At 61.7% G+C, this 26,789-nt stretch carries 25 protein-coding genes and 1 other RNA gene; 18 read left to right on the forward strand and 8 right to left on the reverse strand.

The annotated features are described in order from the left end of the window. Positions 1 to 19 precede the first annotated feature (19 nt). Complete coding sequence (locus tag RG2_RS06255) at positions 20 to 1,351, forward strand: amidohydrolase family protein (protein WP_033231488.1); 1,332 nt, start codon at positions 20 to 22, stop codon at positions 1,349 to 1,351. Here RG2_RS06255 and RG2_RS06260 read toward each other — a convergent pair. The 3 genes from RG2_RS06260 to RG2_RS06270 form a co-directional block, all read right to left on the reverse strand. Next, positions 1,348 to 2,973 carry an acyl-CoA synthetase gene (locus tag RG2_RS06260; protein WP_033231140.1) on the reverse strand — a complete coding sequence of 542 codons (1,626 nt, stop codon included), beginning with the start codon at positions 2,971 to 2,973 and terminating at the stop codon, positions 1,348 to 1,350. The two genes, RG2_RS06255 and RG2_RS06260, sit on opposite strands and share 4 nt — an antisense overlap. Positions 2,974 to 3,063: 90 nt before the next feature. Further along, complete coding sequence (locus RG2_RS06265) at positions 3,064 to 4,266, reverse strand: acyl-CoA dehydrogenase family protein (protein WP_033231139.1); 1,203 nt, start codon at positions 4,264 to 4,266, stop codon at positions 3,064 to 3,066. Between the two features lie 27 nt (positions 4,267 to 4,293). Beyond that, a complete protein-coding gene (locus RG2_RS06270) occupies positions 4,294 to 5,709 on the reverse strand; it encodes an acyl-CoA dehydrogenase family protein (protein ID WP_033231138.1) in 1,416 nt (471 codons plus the stop codon). 148 nt (positions 5,710 to 5,857) lie between these two features. Here RG2_RS06270 and RG2_RS06275 point away from each other — a divergent pair, with 148 nt between their 5' ends. Beyond that, positions 5,858 to 7,000 carry a sensor histidine kinase gene (locus RG2_RS06275; protein ID WP_230589964.1) on the forward strand — a complete coding sequence of 381 codons (1,143 nt, stop codon included), beginning with the start codon at positions 5,858 to 5,860 and terminating at the stop codon, positions 6,998 to 7,000. Beyond that, a complete protein-coding gene (locus tag RG2_RS06280) occupies positions 6,997 to 7,635 on the forward strand; it encodes a response regulator (protein ID WP_033231136.1) in 639 nt (212 codons plus the stop codon). Before RG2_RS06275 ends, RG2_RS06280 begins: the two co-directional genes overlap by 4 nt. Here RG2_RS06280 and RG2_RS06285 read toward each other — a convergent pair. From RG2_RS06285 to RG2_RS06295, 3 genes are all read right to left on the reverse strand, one after another. Next, complete coding sequence (locus RG2_RS06285) at positions 7,629 to 9,164, reverse strand: multicopper oxidase family protein (RefSeq protein ID WP_033231135.1); 1,536 nt, start codon at positions 9,162 to 9,164, stop codon at positions 7,629 to 7,631. The genes RG2_RS06280 and RG2_RS06285 overlap by 7 nt on opposite strands. 136 nt (positions 9,165 to 9,300) lie before the next feature. Then, complete coding sequence (gene hisN / locus RG2_RS06290) at positions 9,301 to 10,083, reverse strand: histidinol-phosphatase (protein ID WP_033231134.1); 783 nt, start codon at positions 10,081 to 10,083, stop codon at positions 9,301 to 9,303. Between the two features lie 61 nt (positions 10,084 to 10,144). Continuing rightward, positions 10,145 to 10,639 (reverse strand): beta-class carbonic anhydrase, encoded by a 495-nt coding sequence (locus RG2_RS06295; protein ID WP_033231133.1) that lies wholly within the window; start codon positions 10,637 to 10,639, stop codon positions 10,145 to 10,147. Between the two features lie 77 nt (positions 10,640 to 10,716). Here RG2_RS06295 and prfB point away from each other — a divergent pair, with 77 nt between their 5' ends. The 6 genes from prfB to smpB all read left to right on the forward strand — a co-directional run bounded on the left by prfB (position 10,717) and on the right by smpB (position 15,508). Then, positions 10,717 to 11,823 (forward strand): peptide chain release factor 2, encoded by a 1,107-nt coding sequence (gene prfB, locus RG2_RS06300; RefSeq protein WP_033231132.1) that lies wholly within the window; start codon positions 10,717 to 10,719, stop codon positions 11,821 to 11,823. A 19-nt stretch (positions 11,824 to 11,842) separates the two neighbouring features. Next, on the forward strand, positions 11,843 to 12,727 hold the full coding sequence (locus tag RG2_RS06305) for a mechanosensitive ion channel family protein (RefSeq protein WP_033231131.1): 885 nt from the start codon (positions 11,843 to 11,845) through the stop codon (positions 12,725 to 12,727). After that, positions 12,724 to 13,209, forward strand: coding sequence for an Rv3103c transmembrane domain-containing protein (locus RG2_RS32000; RefSeq protein ID WP_072782331.1), 486 nt, complete (start codon positions 12,724 to 12,726; stop codon positions 13,207 to 13,209). The genes RG2_RS06305 and RG2_RS32000 overlap by 4 nt, the downstream gene beginning before the upstream one ends. A 73-nt stretch (positions 13,210 to 13,282) precedes the next feature. Further along, positions 13,283 to 13,963: a cell division ATP-binding protein FtsE gene (gene ftsE / locus RG2_RS06315; protein WP_202025995.1), complete on the forward strand. Its 681-nt coding sequence runs from the start codon at positions 13,283 to 13,285 to the stop codon at positions 13,961 to 13,963. 82 nt (positions 13,964 to 14,045) lie between these two features. Beyond that, the gene (ftsX, locus tag RG2_RS06320) at positions 14,046 to 14,951 is read left to right on the forward strand and encodes a permease-like cell division protein FtsX (protein ID WP_033231129.1); all 906 of its coding nucleotides are present in this window, start codon (positions 14,046 to 14,048) and stop codon (positions 14,949 to 14,951) included. Positions 14,952 to 15,031: 80 nt separating this feature from the next. Continuing rightward, positions 15,032 to 15,508, forward strand: a complete 477-nt coding sequence (smpB, locus tag RG2_RS06325; protein ID WP_033231128.1) for an SsrA-binding protein SmpB — start codon at positions 15,032 to 15,034, stop codon at positions 15,506 to 15,508. A gap of 14 nt (positions 15,509 to 15,522) precedes the next feature. Here the strand turns inward: smpB and RG2_RS06330 are convergent, their stop codons facing one another. Continuing rightward, positions 15,523 to 16,107 carry a helix-turn-helix domain-containing protein gene (locus RG2_RS06330; protein ID WP_033231127.1) on the reverse strand — a complete coding sequence of 195 codons (585 nt, stop codon included), beginning with the start codon at positions 16,105 to 16,107 and terminating at the stop codon, positions 15,523 to 15,525. A gap of 65 nt (positions 16,108 to 16,172) precedes the next feature. Here RG2_RS06330 and RG2_RS06335 point away from each other — a divergent pair, with 65 nt between their 5' ends. From RG2_RS06335 to ssrA, 3 genes are all read left to right on the forward strand, one after another. After that, positions 16,173 to 17,162 (forward strand): NAD(P)/FAD-dependent oxidoreductase, encoded by a 990-nt coding sequence (locus tag RG2_RS06335; protein WP_033231486.1) that lies wholly within the window; start codon positions 16,173 to 16,175, stop codon positions 17,160 to 17,162. Positions 17,163 to 17,190: 28 nt separating this feature from the next. Then, a complete protein-coding gene (locus RG2_RS06340) occupies positions 17,191 to 18,678 on the forward strand; it encodes an SDR family oxidoreductase (protein WP_033231126.1) in 1,488 nt (495 codons plus the stop codon). 66 nt (positions 18,679 to 18,744) lie between these two features. Beyond that, positions 18,745 to 19,115: a transfer-messenger RNA gene (gene ssrA, locus RG2_RS06345) on the forward strand. Between the two features lie 102 nt (positions 19,116 to 19,217). Here the strand turns inward: ssrA and RG2_RS06350 are convergent. After that, the gene (locus tag RG2_RS06350) at positions 19,218 to 20,573 is read right to left on the reverse strand and encodes an HNH endonuclease signature motif containing protein (RefSeq protein ID WP_230589963.1); all 1,356 of its coding nucleotides are present in this window, start codon (positions 20,571 to 20,573) and stop codon (positions 19,218 to 19,220) included. A 147-nt stretch (positions 20,574 to 20,720) separates the two neighbouring features. On the opposite strand from RG2_RS06350, the gene RG2_RS06355 reads away from it, so the two are divergent. The 6 genes from RG2_RS06355 to RG2_RS06380 are packed head-to-tail and all read left to right on the forward strand — an operon-like array spanning position 20,721 to position 26,757. Further along, complete coding sequence (locus RG2_RS06355; RefSeq protein WP_033231125.1) at positions 20,721 to 21,371, forward strand: alpha/beta hydrolase; 651 nt, start codon at positions 20,721 to 20,723, stop codon at positions 21,369 to 21,371. Continuing rightward, positions 21,368 to 22,696: an NAD(P)/FAD-dependent oxidoreductase gene (locus tag RG2_RS06360; protein WP_051730203.1), complete on the forward strand. Its 1,329-nt coding sequence runs from the start codon at positions 21,368 to 21,370 to the stop codon at positions 22,694 to 22,696. Before RG2_RS06355 ends, RG2_RS06360 begins: the two co-directional genes overlap by 4 nt. Beyond that, on the forward strand, positions 22,687 to 23,427 hold the full coding sequence (locus RG2_RS06365) for a DUF1365 domain-containing protein (protein WP_033231124.1): 741 nt from the start codon (positions 22,687 to 22,689) through the stop codon (positions 23,425 to 23,427). Before RG2_RS06360 ends, RG2_RS06365 begins: the two co-directional genes overlap by 10 nt. An 11-nt stretch (positions 23,428 to 23,438) precedes the next feature. After that, positions 23,439 to 24,722 (forward strand): SAM-dependent methyltransferase, encoded by a 1,284-nt coding sequence (locus tag RG2_RS06370; RefSeq protein WP_033231483.1) that lies wholly within the window; start codon positions 23,439 to 23,441, stop codon positions 24,720 to 24,722. Then, positions 24,719 to 25,990 carry an SAM-dependent methyltransferase gene (locus RG2_RS06375; RefSeq protein ID WP_033231123.1) on the forward strand — a complete coding sequence of 424 codons (1,272 nt, stop codon included), beginning with the start codon at positions 24,719 to 24,721 and terminating at the stop codon, positions 25,988 to 25,990. The genes RG2_RS06370 and RG2_RS06375 overlap by 4 nt, the downstream gene beginning before the upstream one ends. After that, entirely contained in the window at positions 25,978 to 26,757 is a 780-nt protein-coding gene (locus RG2_RS06380; RefSeq protein ID WP_033231122.1) for a DUF1295 domain-containing protein, read from the forward strand. The genes RG2_RS06375 and RG2_RS06380 overlap by 13 nt, the downstream gene beginning before the upstream one ends. The last annotated feature ends 32 nt before the right edge of the window (positions 26,758 to 26,789 follow it).

The raw sequence follows: 26,789 nt of genomic DNA on the forward strand, positions 1-26,789 counted from the left end.
CGAAGACACGGAGAAAACGATGAATACCGCACCCGCCAGCATCACCATCACCGACGTCACCGTCTACAGCGGCAGGCAATGGCTCGAAGGTCGAGACGTCGTGGTGACGGACGGAATTGTCACCGCGATCGATGCGTCGCGCGGTACGTCGGCTCTCGGTGACCCGAAGGCCGGAAGTGTTGACGGATCCGGCGCTTACTTGATTCCCGGATTCGTCAACACGCACACGCACATTCAGCAGTCGCTGATGCGGGGGATCGCGGAGGGAACTCCACTACTCGAATGGCTGCTTGCCGTTGCCGAGGAATCCGTGCTGATCACCCCGGAAAAGGCGTACACCGCAACAGTTGCGGCCAGCCTTGAGGCCTTGCGGAGCGGTACCACCACATTGGTGGAACACATGTGGCCGCACCCGTCGAGCGAGGTACACGACGCTGTCATCCGGGGATTGCACGACACCGGGATTCGCGCCCTGCTGGGGCGTGGGGTGGGGGATCGATCGGACCCGACGCGTAAGTGGGGCTTCGATCCGCGGCTTTTGCAGCCATTGGGCGACGTCCTCGATCACACCGATCAGATCATGCGAGACGTTGCCGGATCGCGCATCGATGCGGCTGTGGCAGTGCCGAATCCGAGATCGCTGACTCCGGAGGGAATGGCGCAGGTGCGTGAATTCGCTCAGGCGCGCGGACTGACCGTATCGATACACCTGCTCGAGACACAGACCGACAATATGATGTGTACCGAACATACGGGGATGGGTGCGGTCGACTTTCTCGACGCGAACGATTTCCTGTGGGATCGAGTTCTCGCGGTTCACTGCGTCGAACTCGATGATCGTGGTCAGAAAGTGCTGGCAGAGAGAGGAGTTGGCGTCTCCTACAACCCGGTGAGCAACATGCGACTCGGTAGCGGGGTCGCACCGGTGCCGAGCTTCCTGGAAGCCGGCCTCGCAGTGGGGCTGGGGGTGGACGGCGCCGCCAGCAACGACACGCAGGACATGCTCGAGACCTTGCGTACCGGTGCCTACGTGCAGCGGGCCACCCGAGCGCGTGCGGACCTACTCGGTTTTGGTGCCATGATCGATATCGCCACCGGCGGCGCCAACAGTGCTCTCGGCTTGCCGCCGAGATCAGGCGGTGTGTCTGTCGGAGATGTTGCTGATCTCACCATGATTCGGTTCGAGCGAGACTTCGGATGCCTGCCGGTGCGCGACCCGGGTGCATCCATTCTCACGACCGGCACCCGGCAGATCGTCGACACCGTTCTGGTTGCCGGCGAGGTTGTCATCCGGGACGGGCACTCGACGCGGGTGGACGAGGCTGAGCTGATCAGTGCACTGTCGGCCTAAGTCTTGTCGACGTCCATCTCGATCAGTACTCGGCGCAACAGCTTTCCCGTTGCGTTGCGGGGGAGTTCGTCGATGAACAGGACTTCACGGGGTACCTTGTATCGCGCCAAGTTGGAGCGGACGTGAGATTTCAGATCTTCGGCGTTCTTGTCTGCACCGGGGGCGATCACAACGAAGGCGCGCAGCCGATGCCCGAAATCCGCGTCCTCCACTCCGATCACCGCAGCTTCCAGCACGTCCGCATGATTAGCTAGGAGGTTCTCCACTTCGAGGGGATATACATTTTCACCGCCCGAGACGATCATGTCGTCGTCGCGGCCGTCGACGAACAGCAGGCCGTTGGCGTCGAAGTGCCCGACGTCGCCGGTGGAGAGGAGTCCGTTGATGCGCTCCTTGTCGCGGCCGTCGGTGTAGCCCTCGAAGCTGAGGCCGCTCGAGACGAAGATTCGTCCGATCGTGTGGGGGGAGTTGATCTTCTGATTGTTGTCGTCGAACAGTTCGACGTGGCACGTGACGGGCGCCCGGCCGGCAGTACCCGGCGCGATGGTGAGATCTTCGGGTGTGGCGACAGTGGCGACCGCTACTTCGGTGGAGCCGTAAAGGTTGTAGAGGACGTAACCGAATGCCTCCGTCACTCGTTTGCAGAGATCAGGTGAGAGGGACGACCCTGCGGAGAAAATGATCTTCAGCTGTGAGGTGTCGTATTTCGACAGCACTTCGGGGCCGAGATCGATGATGCGGGTCAGCATGGTCGGAACCACGACAAGGCTGTCGCACTTGTGTTGCGCCACAAGCTTGACCGTGTTCTCGGGATCGAATTTCCGGTGCATCACGACGGTTTGTCCCAAGCCGAGGGCGAGCGCGAACTGGGAGACACCGGTGCCGTGGAAGGCCGGCGCCGCCATCATCATTGTCTGCCCGCGGCGCAGTGGTACCCGGTCGAGGAACTGCGCTGACGCCAACGGCGAGGTGTGGCTGCGCGGCGCGCCTTTCGGGGTTCCGGTGGTTCCGCTGGTCAGAAGTACGAACCCGCCACTGCGTTCCGGCGCCGGCACTGCGGAGGTTCCTCGTCCCGCAATGACGTCGTCGAGTGTGCGGATGGTGGTGTTTTCGCGCTCTGCCCACGCCCGGTATCGCCTTGTGTCCGGGGGGAGGGCGTCGGCGACTTCGGTGAACTCGTCGTCGTAGACAAAGGCCGCGACATTTTCACGGGCCGCGACGTCGACCAGTTGAGGGCGCGCAAATCCCGTGTTCATGAGGACAAGTTTGGTGCCGTTCTTGGCTGCCGCGAGCATGGTCAGAACCAGGCCACGATGGTTTCGGCACATAGCGCCCATCACCGAATCGGATGTGATGCCATCGGCCTGCCAGGCCCGTACCAGTGCGTTGCTCTGCCGTTCCAGTTCGGCGTACGTGATGGGTCCACGTTCGTCGATGATGGCTACCGCATCGAGGCCGTTCTCGGCATGCGCGTGGACGGGACCGGCAAATGGTCCGTACTTGTCCACAGCTGCAATGGATTTCAGACCCTTGTCGAGGCGGGGAAACGGAATCAGTCCCGCTCGTGTCATGACTCCCACGGCGCCGATGGTGTCTGTGATCTTGGTGACCAATCCGGGCATGGGTAAACCTCTTCCGAGCGTCGGTGAAAGGACCGGATCTCAGCCTAATCGAAACCGGACGCTTTCACCGACGATCTCGGTGCCGTGTTTTTACTTCAGTTCGGCAGACGTCTTTCCCAAGAGACGACGGGCAATGATCAGCTGCTGAATCTGCTGAGTGCCCTCGAAAATGTCGAGAATCTTCGAATCCCGACCCCACTTCTCCAGCAGTGGACGCTGGGAGTAGCCGTACGTTCCGGCGAGTTCCACTGCCTTGAGGGTGATGTCGGTGCCCGTGCGGCCCGCCTTGGCCTTGGACATCGACGCCTCGAGGGAGTTCGGCTTCTTGTTGTCCGCCATCCAGGCTGCGCGCAATGCGAGCAGGTAGGCGGCTTCCCAATCAGCTTCCATCCGAAGGAACTCGGCCGCCGCGGCATGCTGGTTGTAGGCCGGTGTGTCGTACGAGATCTCGACGCCGGCTTCCGTCAGGATAGTGCGCAGTTCTTCGAGTGCGGCGCGGCCGACGCCGATAGCCATGGCGGCGACCATCGGGCGGGTGTTGTCGAACGTCTGCATGACGCCGGCAAAGCCCTTCTCCACGTTGACCTCTGCGCTGCCGAGGATGTTGTCCGCGGGGATGCGGCAGTCCTGGAGCAAGAGTACGGCGGTGTCGGACGCTTTGATGCCCAGCTTGTGCTCGAGGCGGGCGACGCTCAGGCCCGGCGCGTCGCGCGGCACGACAAACGACTTGATTGCCGCTCGGCCCTTGGATTTGTCGACCGATGCCCAGACGACGATGTGGGTGGAACGCTCACCGGCGGTGACAAAGATCTTCTCGCCGTTGAGAACCCACTCGTCGCCGTCCAGAACTGCTGTGGTGGTGACTGCAGCCGAGTCGGATCCGAAGCTGGGCTCGGTGATGGCCATCGAGGCCCACACCTTGCCGAACCGTTCGAGTTGCTCGTCGGTGGATACGGCTGCAATCGCGGCGTTGCCGAGGCCCTGGTAGGGGATCGAGAGCATGAGACCCACGTCGCCCCACGAGGTTTCGAGGGAGTTGAGCAGTGCCGACATGTTTCCACCGTTTGCATTGCCGGTCTTGCCGGAGTCAGCTCGGCCGCCGGCAGCGCCGCCGATGTCGCCACCCGAGTCGGACAGACCCTCGACCATGGCGGCCATCGTGTCGAGTTCGACCGGGTATTCGTGTTCGGCCAGATCGTATTTGCGTGAGATGGGTCGGAAGATCTGAGCTGCGACCTGATGCGCCTGGTTCGCGGATGCTTTGAGCTTCTTGGGAAGTTCGAGATTGATCATCGTGGTTCTCCTGGAAAGTCAGCGGCGTCAGATGAGGACAATGCCCTCGGCAACGCCGATGGCTCGAAGGTCGCGGTACCAGCGCTCGACCGGGTGTTCCTTGGTGAATCCATGCCCACCGAGGAGTTGCACGCCGTCGAGGCCGATCTGCATGCCCTTCTCGGAAGCTAGCTTCCGGGCGAGGGCCGATTCACGAGCAAAGGACAATCCCTGCTCGGCACGCGAAGCGCCACGCAGCGTGACCAGGCGCATTCCGTCCAGTTCGATGGCGATGTTGGCCACCATGAACGCAACTGCCTGGCGATGGCTGATCGGCTCGCCGAATGCTTCGCGCTCGTTCACGTACGGAATCACGTAGTCCAGCACGGCCTGGCTGGTGCCCACCGCCATCGACGCCCAACCGAGGCGCGCGAGGCGGATTGCGTCGGCGTACTCGGCCTTGCGCTGATCGGCGTCGCCGTCGCCGAGAAGTGCGGATTCGGGAACCGAGACATCGGTGAGGATCAGGCGACCGAGCGATGCGGCCCGCAGTCCCATGCTGGGGTCAGCTTCGACGACAAGGCCTTTGGTGTCCGACTCGACGATGAAGAACGACGGCTTGCCGTCGAGTTCCGCGGCGATGACAAAAAGTTCCGACGTTGCAGCGGCCGGTACCAGGCTCTTGACGCCGTTGAGGCGGTATCCGCTGGGGGAGCGAACGGCCTTGGTCTGCAGTGCGAAGGGATCGAACAGCGCGCGAGGCTCGTTGACTACCACTGCGGCACCGGGAACCTGCTCACCGGTGAATGCGGGGAGATACGTCTTCTGCTGCGCGTCGGTGCCCCACTGAGTAAGGGCGACAGCTACGCCGCTGGGAGCGAGGATCGGCAGTGCCAGCCCCATGTCTCCGTGTGAGAGCGCCTCGGCGACAAGCGAGTTGGTGACCGCGCCGCGATCGGATGCGGCGCCGTCGAGTTCCTCGGGGACGTTGATCAAGGTGATCCCGAGTTCGGCCGCCCGCTTCGTCAGATCGGCAGGAGCGTCGGCGGCCGCATCGGCATCGTGTGCTGCGGTGCGCAGGATTTCCGATGCAAAGTCGCGCACGGTTTCGACGATCATCTTCTGGTCGTCGTCGGGCGTGAGGTCGAAGTAGTCCGAGTTTTTGGCGGGGTTGTCCGGCAGTCGCTTGGGCGCGTCGTTGCCGGCCACCTTCTTGAAACCGCGCGTAGCGGCGCCGAGAGTCTTGAAGCCGGTCTTGGTGCCCTCGTAGGTAACCCGGTCGATGGTCTGGCGCAGGTTGAACTTTTCTGCGAATTCAGAACCGGTGATCTTGGTCAGCACGCGCATGGCGGTACCCATCGCATCGCGCTTGACGGGGTTGAGGCCGACTGCGGACGTGTCGCGGGGGTGCGCCGTGGCATGGCTCTTGCTCGGGGCCACACTGTCTTGCTTGGTCATGATCACCAGGGGTTTCTCGGTGTCGGGGCGTTGGACTCCCTTATCTTACTCAGGAGTAAGGTCGGATGTCGAGCATCCCTCGAAATGACGCGAGTCACGTCTACTCCTCCCTGAGTAGGAGGTGCCACGACCCCGAGCGTCATAGGCTCGACAGGTGAACCGGACAGAGGTGCCAGATCGGATTCAGCGGTATGTGCGCTACTCGCCGCTGGTATTGATTCCGTGCTTACTGATTGCCAGCACGTATCCCGGGGAGTATCGGGTCCCCGTCGGCTATTGGATCGTCTCGATGCTGTCGGCGATCATCTTCGTGGCTGGTCGCCGGTGGCCGGTACTTGCTTCGTTGGTCATCTCGGCACTTGCGGTTCCGATGTTCGTCGCCGACGCGTGGGGTCTGTCCGAGCTCGTGCCGTATCTCGGAGCGGTAGCCGTTGTCGATGTCACGATGCGGGCCGAGCGCCGGGAACTGGTTGCCGTATCTGTAATCGGATGGTGCGGTTCCGTACTGGCAGGGATCTGGTTCGAATCTCACGAAGCATTCTTCTCTGTCACCACTGCCGTGAAAGTGCTTGCGTACGTGGGCTTACCGCTGCTGCTCGGACTATATCTGCGTTCGCAGCGTGAATTGGCCGCGAACAATCTCGCGCACACCCGAGCTGCGGAACGAAGCGCTCTGGCCCGTGAGCTGCACGACCTTGTTGCACACCACATGGCGTCGATCGTCCTGCGGATCGGAGTCGCTCAACACGTATTGGCACCGCAGGACGAGGCCGTGCGGGAAGTCCTCGCCGACGTGCGCGCGACGGCGTCGGATGCGCTGACCGATATTCGCCGTCTTCTCGTCGCATTGCGCGATCCCTCGCTCGGCGAGGTTGCTCTGGTCGAACCGGACGCCGTCGCCGCGGAGATCGAGGCTGCGCTCGATCGTGTGCGTGCAGCCGGCTTCCAGGTCAAGGCGCACGTCGAGTCGGGCGCAGGTGACCTCGACGCCATCGGCCGGTTGACGCTGTTACGGGTAATTCAGGAGTCGCTGACCAACGTCATGAAGCACGGAGACAGGAAGGGGCCCGTCTCGGTATCTGTTCGTCGCAACGCCGGTCGGGTCGACGTCAAGGTGATCAACAATGTCGAGGGGTCGGCGAAGGGCGCCGGACACGGCCTCGTCGGAATGCGGGAGCGTGCAGAGTTGGCCGGCGGTGAGATGACCGCAGGTACGCTCGGTGACGGAAGGTGGGAGGTGCACGTGAGTATTCCGCTGTTGGCCCATCCGCTGTCGGTCAAGGGTGACGACTCGTGATCGCAGTGTTGGTTGTCGACGACCAGCGGCTGGTGCGAGCAGGTCTGCGGATGCTGTGCACTGCGGCCGAGGACATGACCGTATCCGGTGAGGCGTCGAACGGCGTCGAGGCGGTAGCGCTTGCCGCCGAACTGGATCCCGACGTAATCCTGATGGACTTGAGGATGCCCGGCCTCGACGGGATCGGTGCCACGCGGCAGATCGTCAAGTCCGGGCGGCGCGCACGCATTCTCGTACTCACCACCTTCGACGACGACGATCATCTGTATCCCGCGCTTGCTGCCGGCGCTTCGGGGTTTCTCGTCAAGGACACCGAACCCGCCGAGTTGCTCGGTGCCATTCGCCGGACAGCCGAGGGCGACATGGTGTTTTCCCCGGAACTGCTCCGCCGCGTCGTGGATCGGGCGGTGATCGGCGCCGCCGCGGGCACTGCTGTGACAGAGGCGGTTTCGCTGACCGAGCGCGAATCGCAGGTTCTCGCCCTGGTTGCGGAAGGGAAGAGCAATCAGGAAATCGCGGACGCGTTGCATTTGGGTGTGACCACGGTCAAGACTCACGTGGCGAACCTGATGTCGAAGACGGGTTGCGACAATCGGGTTCGCCTCGCCGTGTACCACTTGCAGAACTTTCAGTGACCGGAGTGCGAACCAGGCGAAGGCATCGGCATGTCCATCTGCATCGGAGCCGCCTTCTGTCCCGGTTCGAGGACGAGGAATTGGCCCATCATCCCTTGATCCTCGTGCATCAGCAGGTGGCAGTGGAACATGTAAGGGAACGTGGGATCGGTGTACTCGGACCACTGCAGTGCGACGCGAACCCTGCTGCCCGGCGGTGTGTAGACGGTGTCCTTGAGGCCGCGCAGGTGCGGCGGGGGAGTGCGACCGTCGACGTCGAGGATCTGGAACTGCACGTCGTGGACATGGAAATTGTGTGGCCAGTTGTCCTTGTTGGTGATCGTCCACACCTCGGTCGCGCCGACCTCGGCCTCGAAGTCGATGCGGTTCATGTCCATTCGTTGCCCGTTGATCATGTACCACTGCAGATCGAAGGTTCGGGAAACGCTTGCCTTCGACGGATCGAGATGCGGCAGGGCGCCCAACTGCGCCGGGAGAGTCGACCGTGACGCGCGGCTGGCAACCCCTCGCAACTCGATGATGTCGAAGCGGTCGTTCATGCCGAAGTTCTCGGCGTCGGAGGAACTCACGCCACCGCCGTCCTCGATCGGGAACGACACCAGTGTGGTCGTCGCACCGGGGTCGACGCGAACCACGATCTCGGCTCGTTCGCCGGGGCTGAGCTGAATCCGCTTGATCGCAATCGGTGATTCGAGCAGTCCACCGTCGGTGGCAATCAGATCGAACGTGCGGTCGTCGGGGAACCCCAGGTTGTAGAGACGGCCGGAAGAGCCGTTCAGGATGCGCAGTCGCACAACGCCGGTAGTGACGTCGAGGTAGGCATCGGCGATGCCGTTGGCGACGATCGTGTCGCCGAGCAAGCCGACGTCGGTGGGGTCGGTCTCGTCGAAACTGCCGTCCGCGGTGAATCGGCGATCCTGGATGATCAGTGGAATATCATCCACTCCATAGGTTTTCGGGAGGTCCAGCGTATCGGTGTCGGCGTCGTCGATCAGGAACAGTCCGGCGAGTCCGCGCTGTACGTGCCGCTCGGTGGATCCATGCGGATGTGGGTGATACCAGAGCGTAGACGCCGCTTGGTCGATGGTCCACGCCGGTTCCCACCGCCCGCCGGCTTCGATGGTCTGGTGCGGTCCGCCGTCGAACCTGGCGGGTAGATGCATGCCGTGCCAGTGGACGGTCGTGGGCTCTGCCAGTGCGTTGTCGATCGTGAATGCGACAGATTCTCCGCGTCGGGCTCGGACCGTCGGACCGAGGATAGAGCCGTTGAAACCCCAAGTGTCAGTGATCTTTCCCGCGACTATCTCGGTGGTTCCGGCGCCGGCGCGGAGGGTGAAATGGCGGACGCCGGAGTCGTCGACCGTGGATGCAGCCAGCGGCGGAATCGGTAACGGACGTGAAGACCCTGCTGCTGCCGTAGGCCGCGAGGCGCCTGCGGAGTCGGCGGAGTCGGCGCCGCAGCCCACCGCAAGTCCGAGGGGCGCGGCAGCCAGACCGAACAGTATCGAGCGCCGGGAAATCCGGTTCATCATTCTCCTGAAGTAGTGCGTGATCGACTACTCCAAGTCAACGTGCCCGGATGCCGCGCCGAATCCTGCCGACGGGCCTGCCGGGACTCCTCCCTCAGGCCGTTGCGGCGAGTGGGGAGTTCTGCTACCTGGCCGGCTACCTCAGGCGAGCAAGAACATCTTCGTGCAGCAAGCCGTTGGTGGCAACGGCACTGCCACCGTGCGGGCCACTCCCGCCGGCCAAGTCGGTGAAGGTTCCGCCGGCTTCGCGGATCAGCACGTCCAGAGCGGCGAGGTCCCACAGGGAAACCTCGGGTTCGGCAGCGATATCGACTGCACCTTCGGCGACGAGGCAGTACGAGAAGAAGTCTCCGTACCCGCGTACGCGCCACACGTGATCCGTGAGATCGATGAACTGATCGCGGATTCCGCGGTCCTTCCAGCCGGACAAGCTCGAAAAACTCAGGCTTGCGGATTCACTGCGGTCGACGGCGGACACCTCGATGCGTCGGGCGTCGCCGCCGTTGCAGGAGGTGAAGGCGCCCAAACCTGTTGCCGCCCACCAACGGCGGTTCAGTGCGGGCGCGCTGACGACACCGACGACGGGTACGCCGTCCTCGAGCAAACTGATCAGGGTCGCCCAGACCGGCACGTTGCGCACGAAGTTCTTGGTGCCGTCGATCGGATCGACCACCCACTGCCGTCCCTCGAATACCGCGTCGCCGCCGAACTCTTCGCCCAGCACCGAGTCGCCCGGTCGAGCCTCGGACAAGCTCGCGCGCACGGCGCGTTCGACGGCGAGGTCGGCGTCGGAGACCGGGGTGAGGTCGGGTTTGTCGTCCACTCGCAGATCGAGAGCGCCGAAGCGGGCGCGAGTGATCGCGTCGGCCTCGTCGGCGAGACGCAGGGCCAGAACAAGGTCGGAAGCGAGGTCGGTCACGGGTAGACAACTTACCGTCTTGCCCGCCCTGTCCCATCTACGCGCCCATCTGTGCGCCTACCTACGCGGGCAGAACTTCGTTCAGCTTTCCGGTCGCCACATCGAAGACAAATCCGCGCAGTGAGGTCGTTGCAGTGATGAACGGACTGCTCTCGATTCGGCGTAGCGATTGCCGTACGTCTTCGTCGACGTCGGGGAACGATTCGGGCGACCAGGACGGTTTGACGCCGATCTCGTCCTGGATGGAGCGCTTGAAATCGTCGTCCGTGAACGTCAGCATTCCGCAGTCCGTGTGGTGGATGAGGATGATCTCGGTGGTGCCGAGGAGGCGCTGGCTGATGGCAAGCGACCGGATCTCGTCGTCGGTGACCACACCGCCGGCGTTGCGAATGACGTGTGATTCGCCTTCCTTGATGCCGAGGGCACGGTAGACGTCCAGACGGGCATCCATGCAGGCGAGAACGGCAACGTGTTTGCTCGGCGGCAGGGGGAGCGGTCCGGAGAATTGCTCGGCGTATGCGGCGTTGTTCTGTAGATATTCGTCGGTGACGGTCATGGATACACCTTTCTGGTTCGGGTCCTGATTCGAGTCGCGGTTATTGCAGGGTTTGGCACCCGGTAGCCTTGAGAACCGTGCATCCTGACGTAATTGCAGACCTGAACGCGCTCGACACCACCCTTCGCACCTGCGAGTCGGTCGTGGACGTCGAAGAGCTGCGTCGACGCATCGACGAGCTCGAACATCAGGCTGCCGATCCCGGCTTGTGGAACGACCAGGATCACGCTCAGCAAGTAACCAGCCAGCTGTCGCATGCCCAATCGGAGCTTCGTCGAATCGTGGCGCTGCGAGAGAGGCTCGACGAGATGCCGATTCTCTACGAATTGGCCGAGGACGAAGGCCCTGACGCGATTGCCGACGCCGACGCCGAACGTGCCAGCCTGCGCGAGGACATCGCGGCGATGGAAGTCAAGACCATGCTGTCCGGCGAGTACGACGAGCGTGACGCGCTGATCAACATCCGCTCCGGCGCAGGCGGCGTCGACGCAGCGGACTGGGCCGAGATGCTAATGCGTATGTACATCCGTTGGGCGGAAAAGCACGACTACGGCGTCGAGGTCTACGACACGTCGTACGCCGAAGAAGCGGGACTCAAGAGCGCGACGTTCGCGATCAAGGGGCCGTACACCTACGGCACGCTGTCTGTGGAAATGGGCACGCACCGCCTGGTCCGGATCAGCCCGTTCGACAACCAGGGCCGCCGTCAGACGTCGTTTGCCGAGGTCGAGGTTCTGCCGGTCGTCGAGACTACCGACCACATCGAGATCAACGAGAACGACATCCGCGTCGATGTCTACCGTTCGTCCGGTCCGGGTGGTCAGTCCGTCAACACCACGGACTCCGCGGTTCGCCTTACACACATCCCGACGGGCATCGTCGTGACGTGCCAGAACGAGAAGTCGCAGCTCCAGAACAAGGTGTCGGCGATGCGCGTCCTGCAGGCAAAGCTGCTGGCGGTCAAGCGTCTGGAAGAGCGAGCCGAGATGGATGCGCTCAAGGGCGACAGCGGAAGCTCCTGGGGCAACCAGATGCGTTCGTACGTCCTGCACCCGTACCAGATGGTCAAGGACCTGCGCACCGAGTACGAGGTCAACAACCCGTCCGCAGTGCTCGACGGTGACATCGACGGTTTCCTCGAGGCCGGCATTCGCTGGCGCATGAGCGAGAACCAGTCCGCATAAGCGGCAACCGAAAGGCACGATGACTTTTCTCAGACCTGGGCAGAACCTGCTCGATTGGCTCCAGAACCCTGGATTGTCGGTCCTCATGACCGTGCTCGGAGCGATGATCCTTGCTCGTTTGGTCAGTTGGGGCGGCAACAAGGTCACCGACCAGATCGACGCCAACTATCAGTTAGGTGACGCTCTGGTGCGGTCGGAGGCGACCAAGCATCGTCACTCGGTCGCGCAGGTCATCACATGGGTGATCATCACGTTCATCTACGTGATCGCGACACTCAAGGTTCTCGACCAACTGAACCTGCCGATCGGCAGTTTGGTCGCACCGGCAACGGTGCTCGGCGCGGCACTGGGCTTTGGTGCGCAGCGCGTCGTGCAAGACATTCTGGCGGGCTTCTTCATCATCACCGAACGCCAGTACGGATTCGGCGACACCGTGCGACTGGCGATCACTGGCTCGTCCGACGACGCCGAAGGTGTCATCGAGGACGTGACGTTGCGAGTCACGCGAATGCGGAACGCCGACGGTGAAGTGATCACCGTTCCCAATGGTCAGATCGTGAAAGCGACCAACCTGTCCAAGGATTGGGCACGTGCGGTCATCGACGTTCCGGTTCCCGCCACTGCCGATCTCAACCGCGTCAACGAGGTCTTGCGTCAGGTCGGCGTCGATGCAATGTCCGACCGTGGACTCAAGAAGCTTCTCCTGGACGAGCCGACGGTCATGGGCATCGAAAGCCTCGAAGTGGATCAAGTCAGCATTCGGATGGTGGCGCGCACGCTACCCGGCAAACAGTTCCAAGTCGGCCGGGCACTGCGTGTGCGAGTTGCCGCGGCACTGCGTCGACAAGGAATCACCGTCACGCCGGGACTTCATACGGGCGACATCGAGGAGGCGAGCGAATGACCGAGCAGGAACCCCGGCGCGGTCTCGACCGGCTCATCCATCTCGACTGGATGCCGTCCCGCTTGTTCGGTGGCCGGATGCGGACGTCGACATTCATCTTGGTCGTGGCCTGGATCCTCGCCTACGTCGCCAACGCGTATCTCAACCCGGCGGAGCCAACCGTGGCCACGCCCGCGCCGGCCGCAGGATCGTCGGTGACGGAGCCGTACACGCAGCCTCCGGTGGCGACAACGACAACAGCTGTCCCGGAATCTTCGACGCCTCCGTCCTCGGAATCGGTGCCGTCGACGACTGTGGTTCCCGGTTCAGCAACTCCCGGTTCAGCTCAGAGCGGTGTTTCGACGACGGTGACGACGACAGCACCGCCTCCAGGCCCTCCGGTCGGTAACTCCGGCAACGAAAATTCCAACTCGGGCAATTCCAACAGCACAGTCACGACAATTCCGAGCACAACAGCCGCGACAACCAGTGGAGCCGGGTAATACGGGCGCACTCGCCGCGCGTTGCTCCAAGGTCACTGTTCGATAACGGCTAGACTGGCTTGTTGTGATCAGCATGAAGAACGTGTCGAAGTCCTACAAGGCCTCCACCAGGCCGGCGCTCGACAATGTCAGTGTGGAGGTGGAAAAGGGGGAGTTCGTCTTCCTCATCGGCCCCTCCGGCTCTGGCAAGTCGACCTTCATGCGTCTGCTGCTGAAAATGGAGTCGCCGACGTCCGGTGACATCGAGGTCGCGGATTTCCACGTCAACAAGTTGTCGGCCCGTCGAGTTCCGAAGCTGCGGCAGGCCATGGGTTGCGTTTTCCAGGACTTCCGACTGCTGCAGCAGAAGACGGTGTCCGAGAATGTCGCGTTTGCGTTGGAAGTGATCGGTAAGCCACGCGACGTGATTGCGCGCACCGTTCCCGAGGTCCTCGACATGGTCGGCCTCGCCGGCAAGGCCGATCGACTTCCGACCGAACTGTCCGGTGGCGAGCAGCAGCGCGTAGCCATCGCGCGCGCTTTCGTGAACCGGCCGCTGGTCCTCCTCGCCGACGAGCCAACCGGCAACCTCGATCCCGAGACCAGCCAGGACATCATGCTGCTGCTCGAGCGCATCAACCGCACCGGCACCACCGTCGTCATGGCCACTCACGACCACCACATCGTCGACTCGATGCGTCGACGAGTCATCGAACTCGATCTCGGCAAGGTCAGCAGAGACGAAGCGCGGGGTGTGTACGGCGTCGGCAGGTAAACGCCGACTGCTCACCACTCGTCCGAACGCCCACCGGTAGCCGCGAAGCCGCCGATCATTCGAGAAGGAATCGGATTCCCCGATGCGTGCCAGTTTTATTTTCAGCGAGGTCCTGACCGGCCTGCGCCGCAACATCACGATGACCATTGCCATGATCTTGACGACCGCCATTTCGCTTGGACTCTTCGGCGGTGGCCTCCTCGTAGTTCAGATGGCCGGTAAGACGCAGCAAATCTTCCTCGAGCGCGTCGAGGTCCAGATCTTCCTGACCGACGACATTTCCGCCGCGGACCCCGGTTGCGAGCAGGAAATCTGCAGCACTCTGCGGCAGGAACTCGAGCAGACACCGTCCGTCGTCGCGGTTCAGTTCCTCAATCGCGACGACGCGGTGAAGGACGCGACCGAGCGAGTCTTCAAGGACCAACCCGAGTTGGCCGCACTGGTCAGCCCGGACAGCTTCCCGGCGTCGTTCAAGGTCAAGCTCAGCGACCCGGAACGATTCGGCGTCATCAACGACACGTTCGGTTCGCGGCCAGGCGTGGAAAGTGTTCTCAATCAGCGCGAGCTCGTCGACCGTCTCTTCAGCGTCCTCGGCGGTGTCCGCAATGCAGCCTTTGCGATCGCCGTCGTGCAGGCCATCGCCGCTATTCTGTTGATCGCCAACATGGTTCAGATCGCGGCATTCACGCGTCGTACCGAGGTCAGCATCATGCGACTGGTGGGCGCAACACGCTGGTACACACAGCTTCCGTTCTTGCTCGAGGCAATTGTTGCAGCCTTGATCGGCGCGGTTCTGGCGATCGCCGGTCTCTTCACAGCAAAGAACCTTTTCATCGACGGAGTGCTGGCCGACGTCTACGAAGCCAACATCGTCGCCCGTATTTCGAACAGCGACATCCTGTTCGTCTCACCGTTCCTGGTCCTCGCAGGCGTGGGAATGGCAGCGATCACCTCGTATGTCACGCTTCGTTTGTACGTGCGCGAGTAATTGGTTTGCACGGCCTTCTATGCTGAGAGCAAGAGTTGTTTGCATTATTGGGTAAGACAGCGGACTGAGAGGCCCGGACAGTGAAGGAAAAGGGCCGCAAGGTCATTGCGACCAATCGCAAAGCGCGTCACAACTACACGATCATCGACACCTACGAAGCGGGAATCGCGCTCGTGGGCACCGAGGTCAAGAGTTTGCGCGAAGGTAAGGCGTCACTCGTGGACGCGTTCGCAACCGTCGACAACGGTGAGGTGTGGCTTCGATCGCTGCACATTCCGGAATACACGCAGGGCTCGTGGACCAACCACTCGCCGCGTCGGACCCGGAAGCTGTTGCTGCACAAGCGCGAGATCGAACACCTCGTAGGCAAGACCCGCGAGGGCAACCAGACGCTGGTTCCGTTGTCGATGTACTTCTCCGACGGCAAGGTCAAGGTCGAACTTGCTCTCGCGAAGGGTAAGCAGGACTACGACAAGCGTCAGGACATGGCCAAGCGCACCGCCGAGCGTGAGGTGACCCGCGAGCTGGGGCGTCGGATCAAGGGCATGCGCGGGTAGTAGTCGGCCTGATCTCAGCCGCGGCGGTCGGCCGGCGCAGCGCGTAGGTGTACTCGTTCACCTTGCTTGCCGAACAGGCTGATCACCTCGGCCGGGCGGCCGTCTGCGGCGCTGAATCGGTGGGGGATATGAGTGTCGAACTCGGCGGCTTCACCCGCGCCCATGACAAAATCGCGATCACCGAGCTGTAGCCGGACCCGGCCCGACAGCACGTACAGCCACTCGTACCCTTCGTGAGTACCCGGCTCGCGGATGTCCTCGGTGGGCGCGAGGATCATCTTGTAGGCCTGGAGGTTTCCCGGCTGGCTGGTCAACGGAATGATCGTCATCGATCCGACCTTTTGCGGTTCTTCCCGCACCCGGGGGTCTGCGATCTTGCTGTTGACGACGTCGTCGAGCGGGACGCCGTGCGCTTTCGCAATCGGCAGCAGCAACTCCAAGTTGGCTCGGCGAGTTCCGGATTCGAGCCGCGACAGCGTGCTGACGTTGATGCCTGTCGCCTCGGAGAGATCGGTCAACGTCATATCGGATTGCTGGCGCAGTGTGCGCAGACGCGGGCCGATTCCCGCGAGGACGGCGTCGAACGATGATTCGGTCATTCTTCCATTTTGCCAAATCAGCAATCATGTTTGTCAAGTTGGTGTTGCGATGCAATCCTGAATTCATGACACAGACCTCTTACGACGCAGCAGACACCTACGACGTGGCAGTGATAGGAGGCGGCGCTGCCGGACTCAACGCCGCGATCATCCTCGGTCAAGCCCGCAGATCCGTTGTGGTTTTCGACAACGGCGCTCCGCGCAACGCAGCGGCAGATCACATGAACGGATTCCTCTCTCGCGACAGGATGAATCCAGCCGAACTCCTCGCCATCGGACGCGACGAAGTCCGGAAATACGGTGGAGAGTTCCATGACGGGACCGTCGTGGCGGTCGAACGAGATGAAGCCTCCCGTGGGAGTGGATTCGCGATCACCCTTGCTGACGGCGCTCGAATCTCGGTGCGCAAAGTCCTGGTGGCGACAGGATTGACCGACAGGTTGCCGGATGAACTCAGTGCCTTCGGTGAGCGGTGGGGCCGCGACGTCCTGCACTGCCCGTACTGCCATGGATACGACGTGCGTGATCAACCGTTGGGTGTCATTGCCAAGAGTGTCGAGTTCGCGATGCATCAGGCCCCGATGATCCGTCAATGGTCGGACGATGTGGTGCTGTTCCTCCATCGGATCGAGAATCTCAGCGCCGAGGACCGGGAAAAGCTTGCAGCGCTCAATATTTCGATCGTCGAAGGCGAGGTGGCAGCGCCAGTACTCGAGGATGATCGTCTCGTTGGAGTGCAACTGGCCGACGGCAGAACTGTTGCGCGGTCGGCCATCTTTGTCGGAGGCGCAGTCACGATGGATCCGAACGATTTGATTCTGCGGTCTTTCGGCGCAGCGACGGCGGCGACGATGATGGGTGAGTTCGTCACCGTCGACATGATGGGTGCCACAAGCGTGTCCGGCGTCTTCGCGGCAGGCAACGTTGTCGATCCGGGTGCGCAGGTCATCATGGCCGCAGCAGCAGGCGCGAAGGCAGGAGCCGGAATCAACATGGCGCTTACGGCCGATGATCTGGAGGCGGCGTTGGCGCTCCGAGGTTCGATTTCTGCGTAGCAGTTGGTTTTCTGCGTAGCGTGGTGTGATGGATACGGTGCGAGTGTTGATCACAGGAGCTACCGGCTACATCGGCGGGCGTCTGGCTCCCAGGTTGGTTACAGCGGGGCATCACGTCCGGGTGCTGGTACGCAGTCCTGAGAAGTTGCGCGATGTGCCGTGGCGCGAGTCCGTCGAGGTAGTTAAAGCTGACCTGAGTGACAAGGCATCCCTTGCAGGCGCTTTCGACGATATCGATGTTGTCTATTACCTTGTCCACGCCATGGGCGGTGGTGGCTCGTTTTCCGATGTCGACAAGCGCAGCGCGGTGAATGTGGCCGAAGCGGCTGCGGCCGCTGGTGTTCGCAGAATCGTCTACCTCGGCGGACTGCATCCATCAAACGCAGAACTGTCGACGCATTTGAAGTCTCGGCTGGAAGTCGGCCGGATCCTGCTGGACTCTGCCGTTCCGACAGTCGTGTTCCAGGCCGGCGTGGTGATCGGTTCAGGTTCGGCCTCTTTCGAGATGGTTCGCCACCTGACCAATCGCCTGCCGGTGATGACCACACCGAAATGGGTGCACAACAAGATTCAGCCGATTGCCGTGCGCGATGTACTCCATTACCTGGTGGCTGCAGCGGCCACGACCCCGGAGATCAACCGCCCATTCGATATCGGCGGACCCGACATCATGCAGTACGGCGAGATGATGAACGCCTACGCCGATGTTGCGGGGTTGGTGCGTCGGCGCATTGTCGTTTTGCCGGTCCTGACCCCGAGGCTCGCCGGTCTCTGGGTGGGGTTGGTCACGCCGATTCCACACGGGCTCGCAAGGCCGCTGATCGAGTCACTGCAGAACGATGCCGTTATGCACGATCACGACATCGACGGTTTCATCCCGCCGCCCGAAAGCGGGCTCACCACGTATCGCGAAGCGGTACGGCTGGCTCTGCGCAAGATCGAGAACGGAGAGGTCGAGACTTCATGGTCGGGTGCGACCATCGCCGGTGCACCGTCGGATCCTCTACCGTCTGATCCGGATTGGGCCGGTGAAACGGTGTACGTCGACCATCGTGAACGTGATTGTGCCGCGGACCCGGAGACCTTGTGGAAGGTGGTCGAATCCATCGGCGGCGAGAACGGTTGGTACTCATTCCCTTTGGCCTGGGCAATTCGAGGATGGATGGACCGAGCGGTGGGCGGCGTCGGGTTGCGACGGGGTCGGCGTGATCCGCGTCACCTCAATACCGGTGAAGCCCTGGACTTCTGGCGGGTCGAAGAAATCGACAGAGGAAAGTTGCTGCGACTGCGGGCCGAAATGAAAGTCCCCGGTGGGGCGTGGTTGGAGCTGAGAGTTTCGGAGGGGCAGCGCGTCTCCGAAGGGCAAGGTGGTGGATCGCGTCTGGAGCAGCGCGCTGTATTTTTCCCGCGAGGCTTGGCTGGGCGACTGTACTGGTACTCGATCCTGCCGTTCCATGGCGTCGTTTTCGAGGGCATGATCACCAACATCACCAGCACAGCAGAACGCTCGATTTAATTGGTATGACTTCCGTGCGGCAGCGCGTTATAGTAGGTAGCCCCACGAAAGACGCGGGGCACACACGGGGCTGAACGGTTTCGACTGCGTGTGTTGAGTTAGGGGAAGCGTGTCGGTGCAGGCAAGAGACCACCGTAAGCGTCGCTGCAAACCTATAAGCGCCGATTCCAATCAGCGCGACTACGCTCTCGCTGCCTAAGTAGCGAAGCGTGTCTGTCAGCCCGGGGTTGCCCTCGACCCGGATCCTGGCATCAGCTAGAGGGCTTTACTGTTCGGCTCGGTCACGGAGTTGGATGGGACATCAAACAGTGACTGGGATCGTCATCCTGGCTTGTTCGCGAGACTGGGAGATCCAAGTAGAGACTTAGCGAACTGCACACGGAGAAGCCCTAGCGATTCAACGTAGGACCCGGGTTCAATTCCCGGCAGCTCCACAAAGAGGCAGGTCAGACACTCGGAAGCGGGTGTAGGGCCTGCCTCATTTTTATGCCCGACAATGGCCCGATCAACACTTAGGTATGCACCCTGCCCGTCACGCTTTATGCTGCCCAGCCATCGAGGAGCACACTGACTGCGTGGTCCAGGTGCAGGGGGTCTCCGCCCCAGTTCGGAATGATCGCATTGTCCGGGATGTCGCCGCGCAGGAGTTGATCGGCCAAACCGCTGATCGGAGGGGCCGGATCGATGACATCGCCGTTGAGCGTCCGGAACTCGAACTGTTGATCGCCAAGAGCAGTGATGGTGAACTGGCCACGATGTAGCGCTCGGTGGCAGGTCCCGCACAGCAGGATCAGGTTGTCGAGGTTGGTTTGTCCGCCGCGGCCCCAGAATTGCACGTGATGAGCGTGTAGGAATCTGGTTCGACCGCATCCTGGTGTCCGGCAGCTTCCGTCACGGTAATTCAACGCCAACATTTGTTTGTGACTGGTGACGCGGGTCTTCCGGCCTAGATTGAGCACGCATTGCTTCTTGGTTTTCGCCAAGCGGAGGTGGGCGTTACAGAGGACTTCCTCGGAATCGTTGTCTGGCAGTGCAGGTCCGCCAGGAACCCGGAGGTTGTCGTGTTCGTGGAAAAACACCACTTCGGCCGAGTTGCTGACGCCGCTCGCGTTGTTTGTCGGGGCTGTGGCAGCTATTTCGGCCATCGCGAGGAGCGCCGGTCCGATGTCGCCGGGTGGTTTTTTCGTAGCATTCTGCTGAGTGATCGGCTCGTCCGATAACGCGGTGGCGTCATCGTCATTGTCGATCTTGGGCTCGTTGTCGGGTGACGGCATTGCTGTCTGTGTTCGTTCACGTTCTGCCGAGGTGAGTGCGGCGAGGATACGGGCGCCGTCCTGTGCAGCGAGGCGACCTTTGATGACAAAATCGCCCGTGTCGGGGTCCCAATTCCAGCGGACTTGAAAGCGTTCAGGCGCTTTACTTTTGCCGGATTCGTTGTCGGCGACTTTGCGTAACCCGGCAGTCAGACGGTCGATCTGTGCGGCAGGTGCTTCGCGGCCGAGTCGGACCATCTGCTTCTCGTTTGAGGGAGTTGTGACTCGGGTAAGTGCGCGAACTTTCGAGTAGGACAAATTGCCTTGTTCGAACGCTTTCCGCATCGCAGGCAAAGGGCGGAGTGCTTTGGCGACACGAACGTATTCGCGTCCGGTGTGCAGGCTCATGCCACATTTCCAGGAGAGCCAGTGAGCGCATGAATGTAGGCCGGGACCGGCCCAGCCTCGTTGTTCGTCGAAGTCGGCGAGCAGCGTGAGGAATCGAGCGGTCGCTGCGGCGATTTGTCCAGCTAGTGCGCAGATTTCCACGCCGATGTTGTCGACGGCTTCACGCTTGGCCGCGAAGCCCATGACGTGATCGGTATCTCTGTTGGTATCTCTGTCGAGCTTGTCTGTGTCCATGCCAACCCCCCCGGTTCGAATGTTCATTCGACAGTAGATCGAGGCACCGACAGATTTCGAAAAGCGTCCCCGCGGGGACGCTTCCGATCAAGAGAAGAAATCTCGCTAAGCCCCAATCCGCCAGGCTTTCGGTGCCGAATGCCCTATATGACGCTTCAGCATCGGACGCAGTATCGGGACGATCGCCACCTCACAGTGATGGTTCTGCCTGGTGGGAAGGTTTCGAGTCACCGCCGTTCGCGATTCTGGCATCTGTCGAACCTCCGGATGCGCCCGTTCTCGGCTGCGATTCGGCAACGTGGATTCGATGTCGTGGCGGTCAGGTATCGAACACGTGGGTGGAACGGTCGGGAGCAGAGCCCGGTTGCAGATGCGCGGCAGGTACTCGATCGGATCAAGGCACAAAACTCTGACGCGCAGGTCATTCTGCTCGGACATTCGATGGGTGGCCGGGTAGCCGCCGCTCTGTCGGGTGACGCGGCAGTCGTAGGAGTCGTCGCGCTGGCGCCATGGTGGCCGGCAGGGACGGGCATCGGGCTGCGACAGGGTTGCCTGCTGCGGGTAGTGCACGGCACGGTTGACCGCTGGACCGACCCGGATCTTTCCCAAGCGGCGGTCGAGCGAGCGCGTAGATCCGGTCTCGACGCCGAGTGGATCGGCGTCGAAGGCGCGGGGCACTTCATGCTGCGGCGGCCATCACTGTGGCACCGACTGGCAGCAGATGCGGTCTCGGAAATCGCAATGGTCTCGCAGAGCGCAGAGAAAACTACCGAAGCGAAGGCAGGCGAGCGACGATGAATTCGGGCGGACGGAGTTCGGTGAAGCGGAGTTCTCACAAGCGCAAGGTTGCAGTCGTCGGCAGCGGGGTCGCAGGTCTTACAGCGGCGTGGGTGCTGAGTAAGGACAGTGACGTCACGCTCTACGAAGCGGATTCGCGGCTCGGCGGCCACGCCGATACTCATGCGGTGACCGATCCTGAAGGTCGCAACTTCGCCGTCGATACAGGCTTCATCGTGCATAACGACCGCACCTATCCGACACTGTTGAGATTGTTTGCCGAACTTGGTGTCGTGACGCAGGAATCGGACATGAGCATGTCGGTCCGCTGCGAGGGCTGTGGCCTCGAGTATTCCGGCGGGCAGGGGCTGCGCGGGGTCCTGCCAACGCCGGGATTACTGGTGAACGGCAGCTTTCTGTCGATGTTGATGGAGGTCAAGCGGTTTCATCGACGAGCGCGTGCACTGCTCGAGCAGCCCGAGGACTCGACTGCCTCGGCTGCCTCGACGCTCGATCAGACGCTCGGCGCATTCTTGCGAAACGGCAGATTCTCGGACTACTTCACCGCGCACTTCATGACCCCGCTGGTATCCGCGGTGTGGTCGTGTGACCCGTCGGCCGCTCTCGAGTATCCGGCGCGGTACCTCTTCGCGTTCCTCGATCACCACGGCATGCTTACTATCTCCGGTTCGCCGACCTGGCGGACGGTAACCGGTGGTTCGGTCGAGTACGTGAAAGCTGTGGCACAGAGCATCAGTGCCGTTCGCCTGAACACGCCGGTTCACGCGGTGTACCGGCACGGTGATTCAGTCGAGATTCGTGGGGGAGATGATCGGCTCGAGACATACGACGCGGTGGTAATCGCGACGCATCCGCAGCAAGCGCTGAAGATTCTCGCCGATCCTACGGCCACGGAGCACGAGGTTCTCGGGGCTATGCCGTATTCGATCAATCACACCCAATTGCACACAGACGAGACTGTGCTGCCCGACAATTCGAATGCGCGGGCGTCGTGGAACTACTACCTGCCGCATTGCGATGCGAGGCCAGATCACGTGCTCGTCAGCTACGACATGACCCGGTTACAGCGTCTACCGGAGACCGGTCGACGGTACATCGTGACTCTCGGTGGCAAGGACATGATCGCCGCGGATTCCGTCATCGACCAGATGACCTACGAGCATCCGCAATACACGCCGGCTTCCGTTGCAGCGCAAAGCCGGCTTCCCGAGTTGGACTCGGATGTGCTTGCTTTTGCAGGCGCGTACCACGGGTGGGGTTTCCACGAGGACGGTGCATTGTCGGGTTTACGTGCCGCGGAGCGGGTCGGAGGTCGGTGGCAGTGACCGGGCCGATTACACCGTCCATCGTCTACACGAGTATTCGCCACGTGCGAACAGAACCGCTGCACAACACATTCGAGTACAAGAGCTACAGCTGGCTGGTCGATGTGGACAAGTTGCCGCATCTGCCGAAAGCATTGCGTCCCTTGGCGAGGTTCACGGCTGCAGATCATCTCGGCGATCCCACCTTATCGATTCGCGCAAACGTCGAGTCGTTCTTGCGGGCCAACGGAATCGAGTTCGGCGGCGGCCGGATCCTCATGCTCGCGAATGCGCGTGTACTCGGCTATGTGTTCAACCCGCTGAGTGTGTTCTGGTGCCTGAATGACGATGGCGCCGTGCGGTGTGTGGTGGCTGAAGTTCACAACACCTATGGTGAGCGGCACTGCTACCTGCTCGAGACCAACGACAATGGTGCGGCACGCACGCCGAAGGAGTTCTACGTCTCGCCGTTCAATGACGTTTCCGGCGAGTACCGGATGAGGCTACCGCTTCCCAAGGAATCGGTGGAGCTGTCGATAGTGCTTGCCAGACCGGATCAGGCACCCTTTGTCGCCACGGTACGTGGTCGATGTGTTCCGGCCACCGCGGGCGTGATAATTCGGAGCTTTCTCGCGATTCCGACTGCACCACTGAGGGTCTCCGCGCAGATTCGATATCAAGGCATCAGGTTGTGGGCCAGACGATTACCGGTAGTTCCACGGCCGCAACATCAACCGCAGGAGGCAGTGTGATGACAACCGTGATGACAACAATGACTCGTAGCGCTGAGGTCGAACGCTGGCCAGGAGTTGCCACCGTTCCCAGCGGACTCAAGGTGCGGGTGGCGTCGCCGGTTGCACGGGCGCTGTTCCACAAGGCGGTGGCTCGATTGCCGCTGCGCGTGCAGATGCCGGGGGGTGAGTACTCCGGTGGTGAGTTCTCCGGCGGCGGTGGACCCGATTCGCCGTTGATGGTCATTCATCGCCCGGATGACTTTGCTGCTCGGGTGGGCGACAGTGGTCTGATCGGATTCGGTGAGTCGTACATGGCGGGTGACTGGGAAGCCTCCGATCTCACCGCAGTCCTGGAAGTTTTTGCCTCTCGTGTGGCGACACTGATTCCCGACTTCTTGCAGCGGCTACGTGGACTCTACATTCCCAAGCAGCCACGCAGTGAACACAATTCGACGCAGAACACCCGCTCCAACATCTCGCGGCACTACGATCTCTCGAATGAGTTGTTCGAACTATTCCTCGACGACACGATGACCTATTCCAGTGCCTTGTTCGACGACCTGTCAGTAGGGGACTCCCAGTCATGGGACGTGTTCGCAGCCGCCCAGCACCGCAAAATTGATCGGTTGCTGGACGGTGCGGGCGTCGGGCCTGGTTCGCGAGTGCTTGAAATCGGGACTGGGTGGGGGGAATTGGCGATCCGAGCAGCCCAGCGTGGTGCGACGGTGCGTTCGGTGACGCTGTCGGTGGAACAGCAGGAACTGGCAGCCAAGCGGATAAGCGCTGCGGGACTGGCGGATCGCGTTCAGGTCGACCTTCTCGATTACCGGCAGGTGCAGGGGGAGTACGACGCAGTGGTGTCGGTCGAGATGATCGAGGCGGTCGGCCACCAGTACTGGGGAAGTTACTTCCAGAAGATCGACTCCCTGTTGGCGCCCGGTGGGCGTGCCGCGATCCAAGCAATCACGATGCCGCATGATCGGATGTTGGCTACCCGCAACACCTATACATGGGTGCACAAGTACATCTTCCCGGGAGGCTTCCTGCCCTCCATACGGGCGATCGAGGACGTCACCGAACGCATGACCACTCTTCGTGTGCGTGAACGCATGTCGATGGGTGATCACTACGCGCAAACGCTCCGCCTCTGGGATGAGCGGTTCAGTGCCCGCGCGGAGGAAGTCGCAGCGCTCGGATTCGATGACGTATTCACCCGCATGTGGCATTTCTATCTCTGCTATTCCGAGGCGGGTTTCCGTTCCGGATATCTCGATGTGCAGCAAGTGATTCTCGATCGGAGGAACCCGCGATGACCACCACGATAGATCGATCGATACAAGGCGCCGGCGTTGCTGGTCGTCTGTCGGAAATCCTCAGTCCGCTTGTCGGCGGCGAACTTCCGGTTCGGCTGATGGCGTGGGACGGCAGCGCAGCAGGGCCGGTCGATGCGCCGAAAGTGACGCTTCACAGCGCAAACGTGCTGCGACGACTCTTGTGGAATCCCGGAGAGTTGGGTGCGGCGCAGGCGTATGTTCTGGGCGAACTCGACGTCGAAGGCGATCTTGGCGAAGCACTCACGTATGTGTGGAAAGTGTCTGCCGAGCGTGGGCTGGGGTCGATCTCGCCGTCACCGTCGGTTATCCTCGCCGCGGTTAATGCCGCGAGATCCTTGGGGGTGTTCGGGCGCCGGTTGCCACCTCCCGTGTCGCAGGCGCGGGTCAAGGGTCGCTTGCACAGTATGTCGAGGGATCGGGCGGCGATCGGTCATCACTACGACTTGTCGAACGACTTCTATTCGCTGATCCTCGACCAGAACATGGCGTACTCCTCGGGGTACTGGACTTCCGATGCACCGGAATACACTCTCGAAGACTCTCAGAAGGACAAGCTGGACTTGGTATGCCGCAAGATCGGACTCGATCGGGCGCGCGGGCAACGCTTACTCGACGTTGGTTGCGGGTGGGGTTCGCTGAGCGTCCACGCAGCTCGCGAGTACGGTGCCCACGTTGTCGGAGTGACGATCTCGGCGGAGCAGAAGGCGTTTGTCGACGCGAGGGTCCGATCGCTCGGCCTCGAAGATCGGGTCGAGATCCGACTGCAGGACTACCGTGAAATTCCGGACGGACCCTACGACGCCGTCGCGTCGATCGAAATGGGCGAGCATGTCGGCGAGGACAATTACCCGACGTATGTGAAAGCGCTGCACGACAATGTGATCGAGGGTGGTCGCGTGCTGATCCAGCAGATGTCGCGGACCGGGCCGCATCCGGGTGGTGGGCCATTCATCGAGTCGTTCATTGCGCCCGACATGTATATGCGTCCAGTTGGGCGCACCGTGGCGATGATCGAGGAGGGTGGGCTGGAAGTGCTTGACGTTCAGGCGCTTCGGGTGCACTACGTGCGCACAGTCGACTCATGGATCGAGACGTTCGAGTCCAACTTCGATCGTGTCGTCGAGCTGGTCGGCATGGAGGTCGCGCGGGTGTGGCGTCTCTACCTCGTCGGCGGTGGCATGGCATTTCGTGACGGGCGGATGGGTGTGGATCAGATTCTTTCGGTGAGGCCGTCATGTCTTCGATGACGCTCGCTCCGATATTATTCGCGAGCTTTCTGGCGGTTGTCGTCACGATGGCGGTTACGGCGTCGATCGGTATACGTATCGGCCGGCACAATGTTGTCGACGTGTCCTGGGGCGTGGGCTTTGTGGTCATTGCCGCAGTGTCCGCAGTTGTCGGTGCGGGAGATCTGTGGCGCCGACTACTGATGCTCGCGTTGGTCGGCATCTGGGGCCTGCGATTGGCGTGGCACATGGCAGTGCGCTCGCGCGGTAAGGGCGAGGATCCTCGGTACGAGCAGATGCTGGGAAAGGCGTCCGGCAGCCGAACTCTGTATGCGATACGGAAAATCTATGTGACGCAAGGTATCTCCCTGTGGTTTGTGTCGCTGCCGATTCAGGTGTCCGCGGTGTCGTCAGGTGGGTTCAACCTGTTGGTACTCCTGGGCGTCGTGTTGTGGCTGGTCGGTGTGACGTTCGAGGCGGTCGCCGATCGTCAGATGGCCGAGTTCAAATCCGATCCCGGCAGTTACGGGCACATCATGGATCAGGGACTGTGGGCGTGGACGCGTCATCCCAATTACTTCGGTGACGCCTGCGTGTGGTGGGGCATATTCCTCGTCGCGGCATCGGTATGGCCAGGAGTATTGACGGTACTCTCACCGATTGCGATGACATATTTTCTCGTGTTTGCGACCGGCGCGCGACTTCTCGAGCAGCACATGGCGCACCGCCCCGGTTATCGTGAGTACCAGGAGCGGACGAGCTACTTCATTCCGCGGCCGCCGAAGTAGGTCTGGCTCAGGAGTGGGTCTGGCTCAGTAGT

This window comes from Rhodococcus globerulus NBRC 14531, from assembly GCF_001894805.1.
In the GTDB taxonomy this organism is placed as follows: Bacteria; Actinomycetota; Actinomycetes; order Mycobacteriales; family Mycobacteriaceae; genus Rhodococcus_F; species Rhodococcus_F globerula.